The 18,083-nt window shown below is 69.4% G+C and carries 16 protein-coding genes; 3 read left to right on the forward strand and 13 right to left on the reverse strand.

Translation table 11 applies throughout. The features are described from left to right. Positions 1-23 precede the first annotated feature (23 nt). The 4 genes from ACFQQI_RS14850 to dnaB form a co-directional block, all read right to left on the reverse strand. Entirely contained in the window at positions 24-1,079 is a 1,056-nt protein-coding gene (locus ACFQQI_RS14850) for an Eco57I restriction-modification methylase domain-containing protein (RefSeq protein ID WP_378564720.1), read from the reverse strand. A gap of 1 nt (position 1,080) precedes the next feature. Then, a complete protein-coding gene (locus ACFQQI_RS14855) occupies positions 1,081-4,368 on the reverse strand; it encodes a DEAD/DEAH box helicase (RefSeq protein ID WP_378564723.1) in 3,288 nt (1,095 codons plus the stop codon). After that, positions 4,361-5,014 carry a hypothetical protein gene (locus tag ACFQQI_RS14860; RefSeq protein ID WP_378564726.1) on the reverse strand — a complete coding sequence of 218 codons (654 nt, stop codon included), beginning with the start codon at positions 5,012-5,014 and terminating at the stop codon, positions 4,361-4,363. Before ACFQQI_RS14860 ends, ACFQQI_RS14855 begins: the two co-directional genes overlap by 8 nt. Before the next feature lie 231 nt (positions 5,015-5,245). Beyond that, positions 5,246-6,535, reverse strand: coding sequence for a replicative DNA helicase (gene dnaB, locus ACFQQI_RS14865; protein WP_378565555.1), 1,290 nt, complete (start codon positions 6,533-6,535; stop codon positions 5,246-5,248). 600 nt (positions 6,536-7,135) lie between these two features. Between dnaB and ACFQQI_RS14870 the strand changes: the two genes are divergently transcribed. Beyond that, a complete protein-coding gene (locus ACFQQI_RS14870) occupies positions 7,136-8,479 on the forward strand; it encodes an MATE family efflux transporter (protein WP_378564729.1) in 1,344 nt (447 codons plus the stop codon). A gap of 65 nt (positions 8,480-8,544) precedes the next feature. Here ACFQQI_RS14870 and rplI read toward each other — a convergent pair whose 3' ends face one another. The 4 genes from rplI to rpsF all read right to left on the reverse strand — a co-directional run bounded on the left by rplI (position 8,545) and on the right by rpsF (position 10,296). Next, positions 8,545-8,991 (reverse strand): 50S ribosomal protein L9, encoded by a 447-nt coding sequence (gene rplI, locus ACFQQI_RS14875; RefSeq protein WP_378564732.1) that lies wholly within the window; start codon positions 8,989-8,991, stop codon positions 8,545-8,547. A gap of 14 nt (positions 8,992-9,005) precedes the next feature. After that, positions 9,006-9,242 carry a 30S ribosomal protein S18 gene (rpsR, locus tag ACFQQI_RS14880; protein ID WP_157342728.1) on the reverse strand — a complete coding sequence of 79 codons (237 nt, stop codon included), beginning with the start codon at positions 9,240-9,242 and terminating at the stop codon, positions 9,006-9,008. Positions 9,243-9,356: 114 nt separating this feature from the next. After that, positions 9,357-9,905 carry a single-stranded DNA-binding protein gene (locus ACFQQI_RS14885; RefSeq protein WP_378564736.1) on the reverse strand — a complete coding sequence of 183 codons (549 nt, stop codon included), beginning with the start codon at positions 9,903-9,905 and terminating at the stop codon, positions 9,357-9,359. Between the two features lie 100 nt (positions 9,906-10,005). Further along, positions 10,006-10,296: a 30S ribosomal protein S6 gene (gene rpsF / locus ACFQQI_RS14890; protein WP_378564739.1), complete on the reverse strand. Its 291-nt coding sequence runs from the start codon at positions 10,294-10,296 to the stop codon at positions 10,006-10,008. A gap of 205 nt (positions 10,297-10,501) precedes the next feature. Between rpsF and ACFQQI_RS14895 the strand changes: the two genes are divergently transcribed. Continuing rightward, positions 10,502-11,407 carry a serine/threonine-protein kinase gene (locus tag ACFQQI_RS14895; protein WP_378564742.1) on the forward strand — a complete coding sequence of 302 codons (906 nt, stop codon included), beginning with the start codon at positions 10,502-10,504 and terminating at the stop codon, positions 11,405-11,407. Between the two features lie 38 nt (positions 11,408-11,445). Beyond that, positions 11,446-12,243, forward strand: coding sequence for a deoxyribonuclease IV (locus ACFQQI_RS14900; RefSeq protein ID WP_378564745.1), 798 nt, complete (start codon positions 11,446-11,448; stop codon positions 12,241-12,243). Between the two features lie 61 nt (positions 12,244-12,304). Here the strand turns inward: ACFQQI_RS14900 and ACFQQI_RS14905 are convergent, their stop codons facing one another. The 5 genes from ACFQQI_RS14905 to ACFQQI_RS14925 form a co-directional block, all read right to left on the reverse strand. Continuing rightward, a complete protein-coding gene (locus tag ACFQQI_RS14905; protein ID WP_378564748.1) occupies positions 12,305-12,640 on the reverse strand; it encodes a hypothetical protein in 336 nt (111 codons plus the stop codon). A 78-nt stretch (positions 12,641-12,718) separates the two neighbouring features. Next, positions 12,719-15,178, reverse strand: coding sequence for a CHAT domain-containing protein (locus ACFQQI_RS14910; RefSeq protein WP_378564751.1), 2,460 nt, complete (start codon positions 15,176-15,178; stop codon positions 12,719-12,721). A 4-nt stretch (positions 15,179-15,182) separates the two neighbouring features. Then, complete coding sequence (locus ACFQQI_RS14915) at positions 15,183-16,865, reverse strand: S8 family serine peptidase (RefSeq protein ID WP_378564754.1); 1,683 nt, start codon at positions 16,863-16,865, stop codon at positions 15,183-15,185. Between the two features lie 9 nt (positions 16,866-16,874). Further along, positions 16,875-17,336, reverse strand: a complete 462-nt coding sequence (locus ACFQQI_RS14920; RefSeq protein WP_378564757.1) for a hypothetical protein — start codon at positions 17,334-17,336, stop codon at positions 16,875-16,877. Further along, positions 17,333-17,950 carry a sigma-70 family RNA polymerase sigma factor gene (locus ACFQQI_RS14925; RefSeq protein WP_378564760.1) on the reverse strand — a complete coding sequence of 206 codons (618 nt, stop codon included), beginning with the start codon at positions 17,948-17,950 and terminating at the stop codon, positions 17,333-17,335. Before ACFQQI_RS14925 ends, ACFQQI_RS14920 begins: the two co-directional genes overlap by 4 nt. Positions 17,951-18,083: the final 133 nt, after the last annotated feature.

Here is an 18,083-nt window from a genome sequence, read left to right on the forward strand (position 1 = left end):
TCCTCTGAGGCTCGCGGCGAAGCTCACTCCATGGGCGTGACCTTGGCCTCGATGAAGGCGATCTCGTCGGCGTCGAGCCCGTACTTCGCGTAGAGCCGCGCGTCGATCTCGGAGATGGTCTTGCTCCAGTCGATGTCGGATGCGCTGGTGAAATCCTGCGCGGGAACGTACTTCCACGTGCTCCGCGGGTTGTGCTGGGTGATCTTCAGGACGCCAAGCATCGTCCTGGCGAACTTGGACTTGAGGTACCTCAGGCACGCCTCTGCCTCGACTTCGGTGTCGAACGACCCGATGGTGATGAACGTCTGTGTTACCGCGACCCCTGGCTCCAGGATCGTCGGATTGTTCAGAGGGACGCCGAAGAAGTCGGTGGTCGACCCCGACCCGTTCGCCGCAGGGACCGACACCTTGTACTTGCCGAAGCTTTCAGGGCCGGTGAGGTAGTCGCTGCGAAGCCAACGCGACGCGCGCCTGTTCTTGATCACTCCGACGAGTCGCACGTAGTCGGCGCCATCACTGGGCTTCTCCTCGTAGTACAGGAACGAGAACAACTCGAAAGCGTTGGTGTTGACCAGGGCTGTGTTGCCCTCGGGGCGCAGCGCGAGTGCCTCAGGGTGGTCGTCGTACAGCTTGTCGGTGTAGCGATAGGAGCGCGAGCTCGTGATGCCGAGAGTCTCGATGAAGGCCGTTCCCGAGTCCATGACCTTGTGCAGAATCGTGTTGAGCTCGGGGTGCTTGGCGAAGAAGCCGATGGGGCCGAGCTCGAGCTCCGAGTCACGGTAGGTGACTGCGATGCCACCCTTGATGGGGTCGGTGAGGCTGGGGAACAACTGGTTCGAGTCGGGCTCGTAGTGAGCCACGCTGAGGTGCTCGTCGGCCAGCATCTTGTCGTTCCACGCCTTGGGCGTGAAGCCTGCGTTGAACAGGAAGCGCGCCGGCGTGATCAGCACAACCTTGGCGCCGATCTCGTAGGCGGCGTCCATGAACTGGTGGTAGATGGGCGTGTCTCGCGTGCCCCCTCCCTGTGCCTCCTCCTGGTAGGGAGGGTTGCCGATGACCACATCGAACTTCTTCGTCATGTCAGCGTTCTCCCAGCATCTCGTCGACGACTGTGTGCCGTTCCGCTGCGCTCATCTTGGCGAGGTTGCCCACCTTGAAGTGGCCGGAGTCCTTGATCCACGCCCTGCGTTCCGGGACGCCACCAGAGACGGCCTCGACGGTGATCGCATGGAAGATCTTGTCGTGGCTCATCTCGAAGATCTGCGTGGTGAGGATGTGTCGCAGGCGCTCATCCTGGTCGGGGATAGCGGCTGCCAGGCCGGTGTCGAGGCGCCGCACGATCTCCATGAGGAAGAGCCCTGCCGTCGAGAACAGGTCGGCGAAAGTCTTGTCCGGATCGCTGAAGATGCCCGGGTTCTCGGCCTCGAGGATATCCACCATCGTCTTGACGACCGACTGCGGCGTGAACACCAGTGACGTCTTCTGCTGCGGGATGTAGGCGAAGATGTTCTCGGTCTGCGCGTCGTCAAAGTAGTCGGCCAGCGTTTCCTTCTTGTCCAGGAACTCCTGGATCGACTGGTCGAAGACCGCTTCGTCGAACAGGCCGGGGATCGTCGTCACCGCGCCGTTCTCCTCGGTGACCTGCTGGCCGTCGCGGAGCAGACGGAACTCGGCCTCGGTGATGCCGGTGATCTCCTCGAAGACGTCGTCGGGCGTGTAGTCGTCGAAGTTCGACAGTCGGATGTCTCGGTCGCCGTAGGCCATGAGGAACATCGGGATCGTGCGGGCGAACCCTCGGAGGTGGGAGCGGGCGTCGTCCATGGTCTGGTTCGCCCGCTTCTGCTCCTTCTTGGTCTCCTCGCGGGTGACGACCTCGGGCACGATCTCTTCCATCGTCTTGTTGACGATGGCGAGGATGTTCGCCTGGAAGGCCTGGTCCTGCTCGACCTTCTTGGCCTGAGCTGCCTCGGCCTCAGCTTCGGTGGCGGCGTTCTTCAGCTCGTCGTCGAGGTGTTTGGTCGCGATGTTGTGCTCGGTGTAGGCGCGCTCAACCTGATCCTTGACGGCCTGTTCGGTGCGCTTCTCGTCGCGCTCGACCTGTTTGTTGGTGAGGGAGTACTCCTCCTTCAGTTCCTCGCGCTTGGCCTTGGTCTGCTCGGTCACTGCTTTGGCGATCGCTGTGGCGGTGGTGGCTGCCGGAGCGTCGGGTTCGGCCGGCGGGATGTCGTTGATGCTCCAGACAGGCTTGCCGAGCGCTTCGACCTTGGGGTTGATGACGGTCTCGACGTCGACCTGGACGTTGCCGTCCGAGTCGGTGACAGGGGGTGGCACCGGGATCTCGATGGGGTCACCGTTTCTGACCTTGCCCTGCTTGGCGGTAGGGAGCTTTTCGAGGATCTCCTTGACGTGCTCGGAGTAGCGGAAGATGCCGGCGACGTTGGCGAAGAGCAGGTTCGACAGGAAGCCACGGCGCACGACCTCGCGGGCCTTGAAGACCTGCGGGAAGGTCAGCACCTGCGCGGCGTCGAGCTCGATCATCCGGCCCTCGGCGTCCTCGCCGAGCACAGGGAAGAAGTTCAACAGGGTCCGGATGTTCTCGTGGCGGACCTGCGGGTCCCCCGACGGGTTCGCATGCAGGTTGTTGGCGAAGGCGTCGAAGATCCGGAGTGTGCGCTCGGGCGCGAAGTCGAAGATGTAGGAGTTCTGCTTCTGATAGACGTGTCCGGCGCGCTCGAAAGTGCAGGGGTTCTGAGCTCGGAACGCTGCCTGCATGTACTGGGCCGGCGACGACAGGTTCGACAGCATGATGACCGCGGTCCACTCCGGCACGGTGACGCCCGTCGTGAGCTGGCCCACCGACAGAGTGATGGTCTTGCCGTCGTGCTTCTCGGCCTCAGCGATGGCGGCCCGCACCTTGTCGAGTGACTTGCCTACCGCGACCACATCTGCGTCGTCCTCACCCGACTTCCCGTCGCCTGCGGCGAGGACGATCGTGTAGTCCTTGAAGACGTCGTGCTTCTTGAGGAGCTTCTCGAGGGCCTTGGCCGAGGCGACGCGGTTGAGCAGCCAGAATGAGTGCCGGATCTCGTCTCGCAGCTCGGGGGTCGAGAACGGGTACTTCTCGTTGGTCGCCAGGCAGTCCAGGAACTTGATGACCTCGGCCTCGTGCTCAAAGAAGCCGCTGTCCTTGGTGGCGAAGAACTCGCCGAGATCGAAGGCGAAGTCGATGTTCGCCTCGTCCTCGGCGACGGCGACGCCCTCGGCCAAGCGGTCCGCGATCATGCGCGAGACCTGATAGGTCAGGAGATTGAGCGTCGGCAAGGCCGCATACGGGTTCTCCTTCCCGTCGTCGACCCAGCCCTGACGAGCGACCTGCTCGTCCTCGTAGGTCCAGTTGAAGATCTGATCCGGACCGAACTTTCCGGATGCGAGCGCCTTGAACGGTGTGCCCGACAGGTGCAGCGTCCACTTCCGCTTGATCTGGTCGAAGGCGACGTCGGTCTTGGTGGTGTCGATGCCCTCGTGAGCCTCGTCGATCACCAGCAGGTCCCAGTCGAACTGGGCGATGTGCTTGAGCTTGTCGTAGGTGCCGCCGAAGTACTGCGACCCCTTGAGGTCCTGAAGTGAAAGGAACTCCACGATGCGCGGGTCGTCGTCCTGATGGTTGAGCGAGTAGGCGCGCCACTGATCCCGTGTCATCGGTGTGCGTGCAGCAAGCGACGCAGAGTCCGAGACGAACTTGAAGGTCGTCTGGTGGCCGATGAAGCGCGAGAAGTCGTCGAACCAGGAGTTCGCGATCGCCGGACGGTTCGTGACGATCAGGACCTTGCGCAGGTCGAGGGTCCGAATCAAGTCGTAGGTCGTCAGGGTCTTTCCAAAACGAGGCTTGGCGTTCCACAGCACCTCGTCATCGCCGCCTTTGAAGGCCGCGACCGCCTGGTCAACGGCCGCCTGCTGCTCGGGCCGCAGCTCGTACTCCTGCTCGCCACCGGTGACAGGCAACTCAGGGAAGTCCTGGCCCGCGAAGTCGTTGAAGTAGTCCAGGGACGACTTCGGCGCTGGAGCGAAGTGGTGCCACTCGGTGCGCGGATGGGTCTCGCGCTCGACGCCCTGCTGCTTCAAGTAGTCGTGGAAGTCGGTGTCCTTGAAGCGCCCGCCGGCCTCGGAGGTGAACAGCGCCCGGCGCGACCACACCTTCTGCTTCTCGACCGAAAGCTGCGAGGCCTGCTGAGCGATGCGAGCGTCAGCGCTCTCCTGCTCGGTGTAGCCGATCTTCTCCCAGCCGTCGTACTTCGGGATGTCCGGTGTCCGCCACGAATAGATCAGGGGGACGATCTCGCGATAGGTGCTGATCTTCGGGCTAGGCATCGGGCTTCTCTGGTTCGTGGACCTTGTCGATCCGGCACGCCCGGTATCGGGCGTAGACGGTGAAGTCGAAGCCGGCGTCGTCACGCAGGGAGGCGAGCGTAAACGGATCGCGCTGGACCTCGCCGGGCTTTCCGTCGATTCGATGCCACCACGAGAGCTGGAGGTCCTCTCCGTGGGGGTTCCGTCCAGTCAGGGTGTTGCCTTGCACGATGTTCGTCTCGATCAGGAAGACCGCGGCCCTGTGCAGATCGGTCTCGGGCCCGCAGGGCTCTCCATGGGCCGCGTGGAAACCCTGGAACTCGGCGAGCATCACCGCCTGGGCGTCCTGGTGGTTGTCCTCGAGAAGCTCGATCCCATAGATAGAGGCGAGCGCGAAGAGCGACTCGGTCGCCCACGCCTCAGCGGGAAACCGCTTCTCGATCGCATGGAGCTTGCGGCGGAGGATCGCGACGAGGAAATTGCCATGGCCCGCCGCCGGCTCGAGGAACGTCTTGTCGACGAAATCCCGGCCGGTCTCCAGGTCCTCCGCGACCAGGTCGAGCATCTGGTCGACCATGTGACGAGGGGTGAAGACCTCGCCGTAGGTCTTCACCCGTTGCCGCGACCGCACGGCCTGCTCCCCGAGGATCGGCTGTGTGATGGTCACGCGAGTCTCCCGTGCTCGGCCAACGCTTCGAGCACGGCAGCACACCCGCGATCCAGCTGTGATCTCACGAGCACTCCACGTTCTGCCATCCGACGACGTCTCTTCCCGAATCTATCGGCCCGGACCCACAAGCTCGCGCTCCATCGCGGATGGCGCCCGACATAACGCGAGTTGTTCAACAACACGTGGGCAATCTCCAACTTCGCTGCATCTCGACAGCCGCGCCGACCGTCAGTGCGCCATGTCGACGAACCGCGAGTAGTGGCCCTGGAACGCGACGGTGATGTCGCGGGTGGGGCCGTTGCGGTGCTTGGCAACGATCAGGTCGGCCTCGCCGGGGCGGGTCGACTCCTTCTCGTAGACGTCGTCGCGGTGCAGCAGGACGACCATGTCGGCGTCCTGCTCGATCGAGCCCGACTCGCGGAGGTCGCTGACCATCGGGCGCTTGTCGGAGCGCTGCTCGGGGCCACGGTTGAGCTGGGAGAGAGCGATGACCGGGACCTCGAGCTCCTTGGCGAGCAGCTTGATCTGCCGGGAGAACTCCGAGACCTCGAGCTGTCGGGACTCGACCTTCTTGCCCGACGTCATCAGCTGGAGGTAGTCGATGACGACCAGGCGCAGGTCGTGCTTCTGCCGGAGCCGGCGGGCCTTCGCCCGGATCTCCATCATCGTCATGTTGGGCGAGTCGTCGATGAACATCGGCGCCGACGACACCTCGCCCATCTTGCGGGCCAGCTTGGCCCAGTCGTCGTCGGTCATGTTGCCGTTGCGGATGTGGTTGAGCGGCACCTTCGCCTCGGCCGAGAGCAGGCGCATGGTGATCTCGGACCGCGTCATCTCGAGGCTGAAGAAGACGCTGGTGAGGTTGTTGTGGATCGACGCCGCGCGGCAGAAGTCGAGCGCGAGGGTCGACTTGCCCATGGCGGGTCGCGCCGCGACGATGATCATCTGGCCGCCGTGGAAGCCGTTGGTGAGGTCGTCGAAGTCGGCGAACCCGGTCGGGACGCCGTAGATGCCCGCCTCGCGGTTGGAGATCGCCTCGATCTCGTCGAGGACGCCGTCCATGATGTCGCTCAGCGGCGCGTAGTCCTCGGCCGCCCGCTTGTCGGTGACCTTGTAGACCTCGGCCTGCGCCTCGTCGACGATGTCGTCGACCTGGCCCTCGCCGGCGTACCCGATCTGCACGATCTTGGTGCCGGCGTCGACGAGCCGGCGCAGGATCGCCTTCTCGCGCACGATCTCGGCGTAGTAGCCGGCGTTGGCCGCGATCGGCACGTTGGCCGAGAGCGTGTGGAGGTACGGCGCGCCGCCGATCCGCTGGAGCTCGCCCCGGCGCTGCAGCTCCGCGGCGACCGTGACCATGTCGACCGGCTCGCCGCGGCCGTAGAGGTCGATGATCGCGTCGTAGATGGTCTCGTGGGAGGGCCGGTAGAAGTCGATGCCGCGGATCGACTCGGTGACGTCGGCGATCGCGTCCTTCGAGATCAGCATCGACCCGAGCACCGACTGCTCGGCCGCCATGTCCTGCGGCGGCGTGCGGTCGTGCGGGGAGCTCGGCCGCTCGCCCGGGGCGTACGACGCCGGACCGTCGCCCCAGTCGTCCAGCGGTGCGTCCGGGTACCCCCGGGAGTCCTGTTCGGTGAGGCTCATTCCGCCCTGTTGCTCCCCTCGAATGATTGCCAGACCGACCCCGCCCGACCATGCGTGAGCCACGGTAGACCGAGCCTCCGACACTGCCGAACCTCCGGGACCGTACGTGGTTCGGCAGGGTCCGCGACACCCCCGTATCCACAGGTGTTCACCGAAGCTGGGGATAACGTGCGGACTGGTCGTGGACGACACGCGGCGAGGTGTGCACAGGGTGGGGAGCAGGCTGTGGAGACGGGGGCTCGGCCGCCGACCGACTAGCCTCTGACCTGCAGAAACGGATTCACACAGGTGTGGATACGGAAAAATTCTGCCCGCGGTCGAGTTCAACTGCCGGCCATCTCGGCGCCACCTGCCGGTTTGTCGACTTAGTGCGGGGGTTCCCCAGTCCGCAGAATTGTCCACAGCCGTTGTTGACTAGTCAGGTAGGGATCAGATGACCGGACTGCCCGTTACCGGGACTAGGCCGTCGCTGTGACGGCCGCGCGCGACCGGGAGATCCTCCGACTGGCCGTCCCGGCCTTCCTCGCGCTGGTCGCCGAGCCGATGTTCCTGCTCGCGGACGCCGCGATCGTCGGCCACCTCGGCACGCGGCCCCTGGCCGGGCTCGGCATCGCCGCGGTGGTGCTCCAGACCGTCGTCGGGCTGTGCGTCTTCCTCGCCTACGGCACCACGGCGGGGGTCGCCCGCCACCTCGGCGCCGGCGACCTGCGCGGGGCGATCGCCCAGGGCGTCGACGGCCTCTGGCTGGCGGTGATCATCGGCGCTGTCGTCACCGCCGTCGGGGTCCCGCTGGCGGGCCCGATCGTGCGGCTCTTCGGGGCCTCGGAGGCCGTGGCCGACCCGGCGACGACGTACCTGCGGATCGCCCTGCTCGGCACCACGCCGCTGCTGCTGATGCTCGCCGCGACCGGCGTGCTCCGCGGCCTCCAGGACACCCGCACGCCCCTGGTCGTCGCCGTGGCCGGCAACGCGCTCAACATCGTGCTCAACCTGCTCCTCGTCTACCCGGTCGGGCTCGGGCTCGCCGGCTCCGCGCTCGGCTCGGTGCTCGCCCAGGTCGCCAGTGCGGCGGCGTTCCTGGCCGTCGTCGCGCGCGCCGCCCGGCGTCACGGTGCGCCGCTGCGCCCCGACCTCCCGGGCATCCGGGCGGCCACCCGGGCCGGGATGCCGCTGGTGGTCCGGACGCTCACGCTGCGCGCCGCGCTGCTCGTGACGACGTACGCCGTGACGGTCGGCGCCACGCGCGACGAGCAGGAGGTCGACCTCGCCACGCACCAGCTCGCCATGACGCTGTGGACGTTCCTCGCCTTCGCGCTCGACGCGATCGCCATCGCCGCGCAGGCCCTGACCGGGCGGCTGCTGGGGGCGGGCGACGTCGCGGCGACCCGGGAGACCACGGACCGGATGGTGAAGTGGGGCGCCTGGAGCGGCGTGGTCACCGGGCTGCTGCTCGGGGTCGCGAGCCCGTGGCTGGGTCGGCTCTTCACCGCTGACGAGGCGGTCAGCGACCTGCTGGTGCCGGTGCTCGTCGTGGCCGCCCTCGGGCAGCCGGTCGCGGGCGTGGTGTTCGTGCTCGACGGGGTGCTGATCGGGGCCGGCGACGGCCGCTACCTCGCCCGGGCCGGTCTGGTCACCCTGGTCGCCTACGCGCCCGTCGCGCTGGTGCTCGCCGCGGTGTCGGCCGGGCTGGTCGCGATCTGGGTCGCCTTCTGCACCGTCTTCATGGGTGCGCGGCTCGTCGTGCTCGTCCACCGGGCCCGCGGGGACGCGTGGCTGGTGACGGGGGTGGCGGCCGGCTCTCGTCGAGACACCTGAGCCACGAGACAGGGGCCGCCCCTCCCGGAGGAGGAACGGCCCCTGTGCGGTGCTGCGGAGGTACGTCAGGCCGGGATGACGTTGAGCGCCACGGTGGCGGACACGTCGTCGTGCAGCTTGACGGAGACCTCGTGCGTGCCGAGCGCCTTGATCGGGTTGGTGACCACGATCGTGCGCTTGTCGACCTTCTCGCCCGACGTCTCGGCCAGCGCGTCGGCGATCTCGCCGACGGTGACGGCGCCGAAGAGGCGGCCGCCCGCGCCGGAGCGGACCTTCACGCTCACGGCCTGGGCCTCGAGCTTGGTCTTGATCTGCTCGGCGTGGCCGAGGTCGCGGACGGCGCGCGAGGAGCGCGCGGCCTTGATCGACTCGATCTGCTTCTCGCCACCGCGGGTCCACCGCAGCGCGAGGCCGCGCGGCACGAGGTAGTTGCGGCCGTAACCGTCCTTCACCTCGACGACGTCGCCGGGCGCACCGAGGCCGGTGACTTCCTGGGTCAGGATGAGCTTCATGTCCTCGGCTCCCTTCAGCGACCGGTGGAGGTGTAGGGCAGCAGGGCGAGCTCGCGGGCGTTCTTGACCGCGATCGCGACGTCCCGCTGGTGCTGGACGCAGTTGCCGGTCACACGACGCGCGCGGATCTTGCCGCGGTCGGAGATGAACTTGCGGAGCAGCGTGGCGTCCTTGTAGTCGACGCCGGTCGCCTTCTCCTTGCAGAACTGGCAAACCTTCTTCTTGGGCTTGCGAATCACTGCCTTGGCCATTGTGGTGCTTCCTCTCTAGAAGCCCGGCCGCAGCCGGAATGGTTGAGGGTGTTCGGATGGGTTGGTGGTTTCGAGACGAGCGCCAGAGCGCTCTCCTCAACCACCGTCAGGGGATCAGAATGGAGGCTCGTCGGAGCCGCCACCGGACGGCGCACCCCACGGGTCGTTGGCCGGAGCGGCCTGGCCGCCCCCACCGCCGCCCTGCGGAGCCGGGGTCGCCCACGGGTCGCTGGCGCCACCGGACTGCTGCGGGCGTGACTGCTGCCCGCCGCCGGAGTAGCCACCGCCGCCGCCACCGCGCGATGCGCGGGTGACCTTGGCGGTCGCGAAGGCCAGCGCCGGACCGACCTCGTCGACCTCGAGCTCCACGACGGTGCGCTTCTCACCTTCGCGGGTCTCGTAGGAGCGCTGCTTAAGGCGGCCCTGCACGATGACGCGCATGCCCCGCTGCAGGGACTCGGCGACGTTCTCCGCGGCCTGACGCCACACCGAGCAGGAGAGGAACAGCGCGTCGCCGTCCTTCCACTCGTTGGTCTGGCGGTCGAAGATGCGCGGCGTCGACGCGATCCGGAAGTTCGCCACGGCCGCACCCGAGGGGGTGAAGCGCAGCTCCGGGTCGTCGACGAGGTTGCCGACCACCGTGATGATGGTGTCGCCTGCCATGGAAGCTCCCTAAGCGTTGGTTCTGATCAGAGTCGTCCGACCACGTCCGCACATCGTTGCCGCTGGCGCCGACAGTGGGAAGTGGTCTTCCACAAGAGGCTCAGTGAGCGTCGGGACGCATGACCTTCGTGCGGAGGACGGACTCGTTGAGGGTGAGCTGACGGTCGAACTCCTTGACCGTCGCCGGCTCCGCGTTGAGCGTGATGACGGCGTAGATGCCCTCGGCGTTCTTCTTGATCTCGTAGGCCAGGCGACGCCGGCCCCAGATGTCGACGGACTCGACGTTGCCGCCATCCTTGCGGATGACGTTGAGGTACTTGTCGAGCGACGGCTCGACGGTCCGCTCTTCGAGGCTCGGGTCGAGGATGACCATCACTTCATAGGCACGCACAGCGGTCTCCACCTCCTCTGGACTAGGCGGCCACGGACTCTCCGTGGCAGGAGGGCTTTGCGTTGGTACTGCTTCCCGCGGCGCGCCCGTCGGTGGGGCGACGCAGAGAACGCCCAAGGCTAGCAGCGGAGGTCCCTCCGCCAGCAATCCACAGGGAATCCGTACGGCGGCGTGCGTCACCCGCCCGGAGGGTAGGAACCGACCGATGCCCCAGCGTACGACGAGCACCGTGCTCGCCGGCCGGTACGAGCTGCTCGACCGGATCGGCACCGGCGCCATGGGCACGGTCTGGCGGGCACTGGATCTCCGCACCGGCGAGACGGTCGCGGCCAAGCTCCTCGGCGCCCACGACAGCGGGATGCTGCTGCGCTTCGTCCGCGAGCAGGGCCTGCGGATCCGGCACCCGCACGTGCTCACCCCCACCGGCTGGGCGGCCGACGACCACCGCGTCGTGCTCACCATGGAGCTGGTCCGGGGCGGCTCGATCGACGAGCTGCTCGCCGAGACCGGCCCGCTGCCCGCGTCGTACGCCGTCGTGCTGCTCGACCAGCTCCTCCAGGCGCTGGCCGCCGTGCACGCCGCCGGCGTCGTGCACCGCGACGTGAAGCCGGCGAACCTGCTGCTCGACCCGGGCGACGGCGTGCCGTACCTCCGGCTGGGCGACTTCGGCGTCGCCGTCCCCGTCGACGACGTGCGGCTCACCCGCGGGCCGGCGGTCGTCGGCACCGACGGCTACCTCGCGCCGGAGCAGCAGCACGGCTCGTTCCCGGACCCGGCCCAGGACGTGTACGCCGCCGGCGTGGTCGCCACCCAACTGCTCACCGGGCGACCTCCGCGCCCGGGCCGGCCGCTGCTCGTGCCGGAGGGTCCGCTGCGGCCGCTGCTGTCCGCGCTGCTCGAACCCGACCCGTCGCTCCGGCCGACCGCAGCCGCGGCGCTCGAGCGGCTGCGGCGGATCGAGGTCCCGCGGGACGGGCCGTGGCCCGTCGTGCCCGACCGCCTCGCGGCGCCGCCCGAGGCGACCAACCGCGGAGCGACCCTGGCGATCGCGTGCTTCCTGGCCGCCATCGCCCTCTGCTGCGCGGCCATCGCCCTGCTCGTCACGGGCTAGTTTCCCCCGATGTCCACGCCTGCGCCTACGGTGACTGCATGACCGACATCGCCATCGGAGCCCACGTCGACCAGGCCGACCCGATCGCCGAGGCCCAGGCGCGCCGGATGCCGCACGTGCAGTTCTTCCTCGGCGACCCGCAGGGCTACAAGGGCCCGGAGTTCCGGTACGCCGGCGGCGCGGAGGGCCTCAAGGCGGACGCCGAGGCGGCCGGTGTCGGCCTCTACGTGCACGCGCCGTACATCGTGAACGTCGCGACCACCAACAACCGGATCCGGATCCCGAGCCGCAAGCTCCTCCAGCAGCACGTCGACGCGGCGGCGTCGATCGGCGCGCGCGGGCTGATCGTCCACGGCGGCCACGTCAACAAGGACGACGACCCGGAGAAGGGGTTCGACAACTGGCGCAAGGCCATCGAGGCCGTCGACCTCAAGCTGCCGCTGCTCATCGAGAACACCGCCGGCGGCGACAACGCGATGACCCGCTACCTCGAGCGGATCGGCCGGGTGTGGGACGCGATCGCGTCGACCGAGCAGTTCGACCTGGTCGGCTTCTGCCTCGACACCTGCCACGCCCACGCGGGCGGCAACAGCCTCGAGACCGTCGTCGACGACATCCGCAAGGTCACCGGTCGCATCGACCTCGTGCACTGCAACGACAGCCGCGACGAGTTCGACTCCGGTGCCGACCGCCACGCCAACCTCGGGGCGGGCAAGGTGGACCCCGACCTGCTGGCCGCCGTGGTCCGAGACGCCGGCGCCCCGGTCATCCTCGAGACGCCCGGTGGCGCCGCCGAGCACACCACCGACGCGGGCTGGCTCTCCGAGCGGCTGTAGGCGCGCGTACGACGCCGGGCCGACCGGACGCTCCCCCGCGGTGTCCGGCCGACCCGGCAGATCAGCAGACGCGGATCACCAGGTCCCGGACCTCACCGGGACCCGAGCGGTCGACGCGCCGGCGCACCAGCCGCAACGGCTGCTCGTCGGGCGTGCCGTCGACGGCCGCGTCGAAGACGAGGAAGAGGAAGCCGTGCGGCCCCTCCTCCAGCGGCAGCAGGTAGCCGGGCCGGTCGAGGACCTGCCACCGGCTCAGGCCGAGCCCGCGACGACGGAACCGCACCGCCAGCCGGGAGCCCGCCGGGACCGACAGCTGCTCGCCCGGCTGCGGGTCGTGGACGACGTGGACGGTGGTGCCCCGCGCGGTGGTGCGGCTGGGTGTGGCCGTGAGCGTCATGATCGGTGGCTCCTCGCAGGTCGACTTCCCTGTTGCCGGTTGAGGAGCAGCACCCCGATCTTCAGATACCCGAACGGGTCATCCGAAGCAGACCAAGGGGACTGGTGAACTGGCAGCTGACACGGCCGGCACGGCTTCGGCCAGCGCAGCCGCGGGATCAACCCCGGCAGCGAGGCGCTGATGGACGGCGACGAGCACGTCGTACGCCGCCTGGTCGTTGATCGCCGCGGGCGACGCGATGACGCAGCGCGCGCCGGCGTGCAGCCACGCCGTCGTCATGCCGATCAGCTCCTCGCCCGAGCGCACCGTCGACCGACCGACCTCGCAGGACGACAGCAGCACCACGTCGGGGACGTGCCGCAGCCGGTCGATGTCGTAGCCGAACCACGGCCCGTCGACGAGCTGCACACCGGCGAACATCGCGTTCTCCGCGCTGTGCCGACCGTGCGCCGCGACGTGCAGGACGTCGACCGAACCGGCGAGCCCCGAGACCGCGGCGGCCGTGGCGTCGGGGCCGACCAGCACCGTGGCGTCGCGCCACTCCTTCGCGGCAGCGGTGACCTCGTCCTCGGCGCGCGCCACGCGCGGGCCGGCGACGAGCCCGGCGCGGGCGGTGCGCAACGGCGCCGTACGGCGAGCGAGCCAGGCCGTCGCCGACTGCGCGACCGTCAGGGGGCGGCCGACGAACCCGGTCAGCAGCGTCCACGGCACGCCGGCCAGCACGCCCGACGGCGTCAGGACGACGCACCGGTCGCCCACGGCCTCGAGCACCGGCGCCACCAGCAGGGCGGCGAGCGTGTCGAGCCGTTGCGCCAGCTCGGTGCGGACGAACGCACCCATCGAGTCGGGCAGGTCGGTGGCCGCCATGTCGAGGTCGGGCACCAGGCCGCCGAGCAGCGCGTCGAGCTCGTCGCGGTGGCCGAGGTCGATCCAGGTCGCGCCCGCCGACGTGACGACGAGCGCGACGGCCGCGTCGCCGGTGACGACGTACGCGACGAGCGCGGTGTCGGCGTCCAGCGCACCGACCACCTCGTCGAGGCACACCGGGTCGGCGACCTCGCCGGACCCGCGGTGCTGCCAGGCCCGCTCGCGGACTCGCTGGCGGAGCTCCGCCTCCCGGACGGGGTCGCGACGGCCGGTCTCGGCCGCCATCTCACGGAGCTCGGACAGGTCAGCGGCGATCTGCTCGTCCTCGGGCGGGCGCACCGGCTGGACGCGACTGGCCAGCATCCGGGCGCGCTCCGACCACTCGAAGAGGACGTCGGGCCGGCGGGAGTCGACCGCCAGGGCGAGACCGCGGACCCCCAACCTCGTGCCGTGCCCGGCCACGCCGGTCTGCAGGTCGAGCGACCCGAAGGAGCTCTGCCAGGAGTGCAGGTCGCTCAGCCCGGCGCGCAGGTGCTTGAGCGCCTCCGCCCGCCGGCCGTCGGCCGCGGCGAGCTTCGCCCGGATGTCGCGTTCGCGGAGCCGGACGGTGATGGGCGCCTTCCGCACCGATCCCACTCCACGCAGGTGCTCGCGCGCGAGGTCGAGCTCGCCGCGGCGGATCCGGACCCTGGCCGCGTCGATGCGGGCGAGCGCCGCCTCCCAGCGCAGCCCCTGCTCGCCCAGCTCCTCGGCCAGCGCCAGGCCCCGCCGCGCCAGCGACGGCCCGGAGCCTCCCACCTCGACCTCGGCGGCGAGCAGCGTGGCGTCGGCACGCACCTCCCAGGCCCGGGCGCCGGTACGCCGGAAGCGGCGCAGCGCGTCCCGCGCCGCCACCCGCGCGCGGTCGGCGTCGCGCAGCACCAGGCTGCGCGCGAGCGCCAGCTCGGCCTCGCCGCGGCGCTGGTAGAGCCGGCGGCGCCCATAGGCGTGGGCCGCCGCCGCCAGGGCGACCGCTCCCTGCTCGTGGAGGCCCGCCGCCATCAGCACCTCGGCCCGGTCCTGGTCCACCATGGCGGTCATGACGGGCCCCTCGGCCTCGAAGACCGGGTACGCCGAGCCCATGTCACGCAGCGCGGCCACGAGGTCACCGGCCAGGAACTGGGTGTAGCCGCGGTTGTGGACCGCCTTCGCCGCGCCGTACTCGTCGCCGGCCTCGCGGTAGGACAGGAAGGACGCCGCGAAGTCCTGGGTGGCCGCGTTGAGCAGCTTGCGCTGGAGGTGCACGTTGCCGCGGTTGAGATGGACGCGAGCGATCCGAGCGGGCTCGTCCAGCAGGAGCAGCGCGGCATCGAACTGGTCCATGGCCTCCGCCGTCTCCCCCTGCAGCATGTGGAGGAGCCCGAGCTGCGAGTAGAGGACGCCGCGCGTCGGGTTCGCCAGGTCCCCGGTGCCGAGCGAGTCCCGACAGAGATCGATCGCCCGGGTGTGATCGCCGGTCTCCGACAGGACGTACGCCAGGCTGCCCGCGATGCGTGCGGACAGATCGGCGTCGCGCGGGTCGGTCCGGTCGAGATCGCTCCGGGCGCGTTCGAGCAGCCGTTGAGCCTCCCGGTGACGTCCGCGATTCATCGCGCGCACGCCCCGGGCGTGCAGGTCCTGGGCCGAGCTCACCGCCTCATGATCGCGCCAAACCGGTGCACGCGGTGACCGCATTCCACGCATTCGTCACCGCGCTGTCGGCGTCGACCGGCTCGGTCGGGGACTCCAGGGTGTTCAGGAGCGCTGCCGCGATCGTCCCTGCGATCACCGGCGCGCTGAACGACGTGCCGCTCCAGACGGCGTACCCGCCGCGGAAGTCGTCCGGGTCGATGGCCTCCCGCACCCGGTCGAAGGCGCGCGTGCGGGCCAGCGGCTCGAAGCCTCCCTGGAAGGCCGGCATGGTGCTCATGACCGACGCACCCGGCGCGTACACGTGCACCCAGGGCCCCGCGTTGCTGAACATCGCGTCGGAGTGCCTGCTGGGGTTCAGGGCGCCCACGGAGACGATCGGCGCGATGTCCGGGTCGAACGGGATCGGGCCCGCCCCGTCGGACCAACGGCCGAACGCCGCCGGGAACGACGGCCGACTCGTGCCGTCGTTGCCCGCCGAGCACACGATGACCACGCCGTTGCTGGCCATGTCCTCGAGGATGGCGTACATCGTCGGATCGAAGAGCGCGTCCTCGGGCGTCTCGTGGTAGTAGCCCATCGAGAGGCTCAGCACGTCGATGGGGTGGCCACCCTTCTCCCCGGCGCGATGACGGCGCGCCAGCTCGGCGATCTGGGCGAGCGTCGCCACGAGGTCCGACTCCACGATCGGTCCGTCCGACCCCACGACGCGCCACGAGATGATGTCCGCGTCCGGGCAACGCTGCCGGATCAGGCCCGCGATGAACGTGCCGTGGCCGGCAAGGGGATCGATCACCCCGTCGAGCGGCCCGTCCTGGTCGCCGTCGTCCTCGGGCGAGACCGACGTCGCGTCGGAGTAGCCGATCACGTCCTCTCCCAGCGTGACCTTCTTCTTCACGATGCCGTCGAGCCACGGGTGCTTGCCGCAGCCGGTGTCGAGGACGGCGACCACCGGCCGGCGTCCGGCGATGGCGTCGTCGGGGCACCGGTGCGGCTTGGGTCCGACGTACGCGACCGGCTGGCGCCCACCGAACCCGATCTGGAGATAGCTCGCGATGGCACGGGAGCCCCTGGCGTCCGCGGCCGGGTTGGAGTCGTGCAGCGGGTTCGAGTCATGCAACGGGTTGGAGTCGTGCAGCGGGTTCGAGTCATGCAACGGGTTGGAGTCGTGCAGCGGGTTGGAATCGTGCAACGGGTCGCTGTCGATCGTGTTCGAGTCGATCGCCGGCGCCACCACGTGGTCGAGGCTCACTCCCTTGACGGCGTCGACGCCGTACTGGGCGCGGGTCTGCTGCAGGAGGGTCCAGGCGTCCGGGGCGATGCTGGCGCGGTTGGTCACCTCCACGCGGACCGGCCGGAACCCGAACCTCAGGTTGACGGTGCGCGGGTCCTCGGCCTCCGGCACCACGTCCCAGCCCAGCTGGTCGGCGACGACCCGGAGCACCTCGAAGGCGACGTCGAAGTCGACGGACTTCGAGATCAGCAGCCGTTGTCCGACGTACACCGTCGGACGCGGCACGACGTCCTCGACGATCAACGCGGTGGAAGGGTCGAGGATCCGGCCCTGCACGCTGTTGACGGAGCCCGGACGCGGCGGGACGGGGTCGCGGTCGAGCTGCTTGCGCGGCTTGTCCTCCGGGCGATCCTTCCGCGGCGGCTGCTTCTGGTCGTTCTCGTCCGGACGGTCCACGGCGGGTCCTCAGATCTCGAAGGTGGGGGTGGCGAAGGCCGGGCGCTCCGCGTCGTGCGGCTCGAGCCGCAGGCGCATCAGCCCGATGGGGAGGTCGGTGAGCGCGAAGCGTCCCGAGTCGCTCACCACGGCCTCGGCGGCTGCCGGGTCCGTGCCCGGTACGGCGCGGATGGTCATCGGCTCCGCCGGCACGATCCAGCCGTCGACGCGGGAGCGCCCGTTGTCGACGGCGATGCGCAGGAGGAGGTCGGTGTCGCCGTGCACGAAGCGGAGCGTGTACGACGTGGAGCCGCGGGCCCCGGCCAGCTCGGTCGACCGCTCGACGAGCTCCATCAGCTCCAGGTCGAGGTCGGAGTCGGCGAGGGCGGCCGCGGCGCGCATGGCCGCGACGAGGTGGTCGGGCATCGGGTCGTGGCGCTCCCAGACGCCGCGCACGATCTCCAGGAGGGCCTCTCGGCTCAGCTCGCTCATCTCACTTCTCCTGCTTCGATCAGGGCCACCCGCAGCTTGGCGAGGCAGCGACCGCGGGTGGGGCCGATGCTGCCGACCGGCATGCCGAGCTCGATGGCGAGCTCGCGGTAGTCGGGCCGGTTCTCGAACGCGACGATCCGCAGCAGCCGCCGGCACCGCTCGGGCAGCCCGTCGACGGCGGCCCACAGTCGGTCACCCTCGTCGTGCTCGACGACGGCCTCCTCGGCCGACCGCTGCTGCGGCAGGGCGTGGACGAGGTCGTCCTCCTCGACCGGCAGCGGAGCGGTCTTCGCCGACGCGGTCCGCCAGGCCTCGCGGCGCGCGGTCGTCGTCAGCCAGCCGCCGACGGCCACCGGGTCGAGGATGGCGGAGCGGCGGCGTACCAGCGCGAGCCAGGTGTTCTGGATGACGTCCTCGGCGGCGCTGTCGCTGAGCCGGTACGCGCGCACGACGTGCCAGAGCACGGGGGTCATCACGGTCACGAGGTCGTCCAGGCCGGCCGGGTCGCCGGCGGTCCACCGGTTGAACCCGTCGGTCGCCTCCGCCCACACGGCGTTCGAGCGTGCGCCGTCGGACGGGCCGTCGTTCGCCCGGGTGTGCCCGGTCCTGCTCATGGGACGTCTCGCTCCCCGATGTGTCTTCATCAGGTTCACGCCCCCGAGGAGGCGGGGCACGCGCTCCTGATACCTCCGTGCTGAAGATATGCGGAGAATGGTCTGGTCCGCAGGAGACCGGACCGGCTGACCT

Source organism: Nocardioides sp. GCM10030259 (assembly GCF_042666375.1).
GTDB lineage: Bacteria > Actinomycetota > Actinomycetes > Propionibacteriales > Nocardioidaceae > Nocardioides.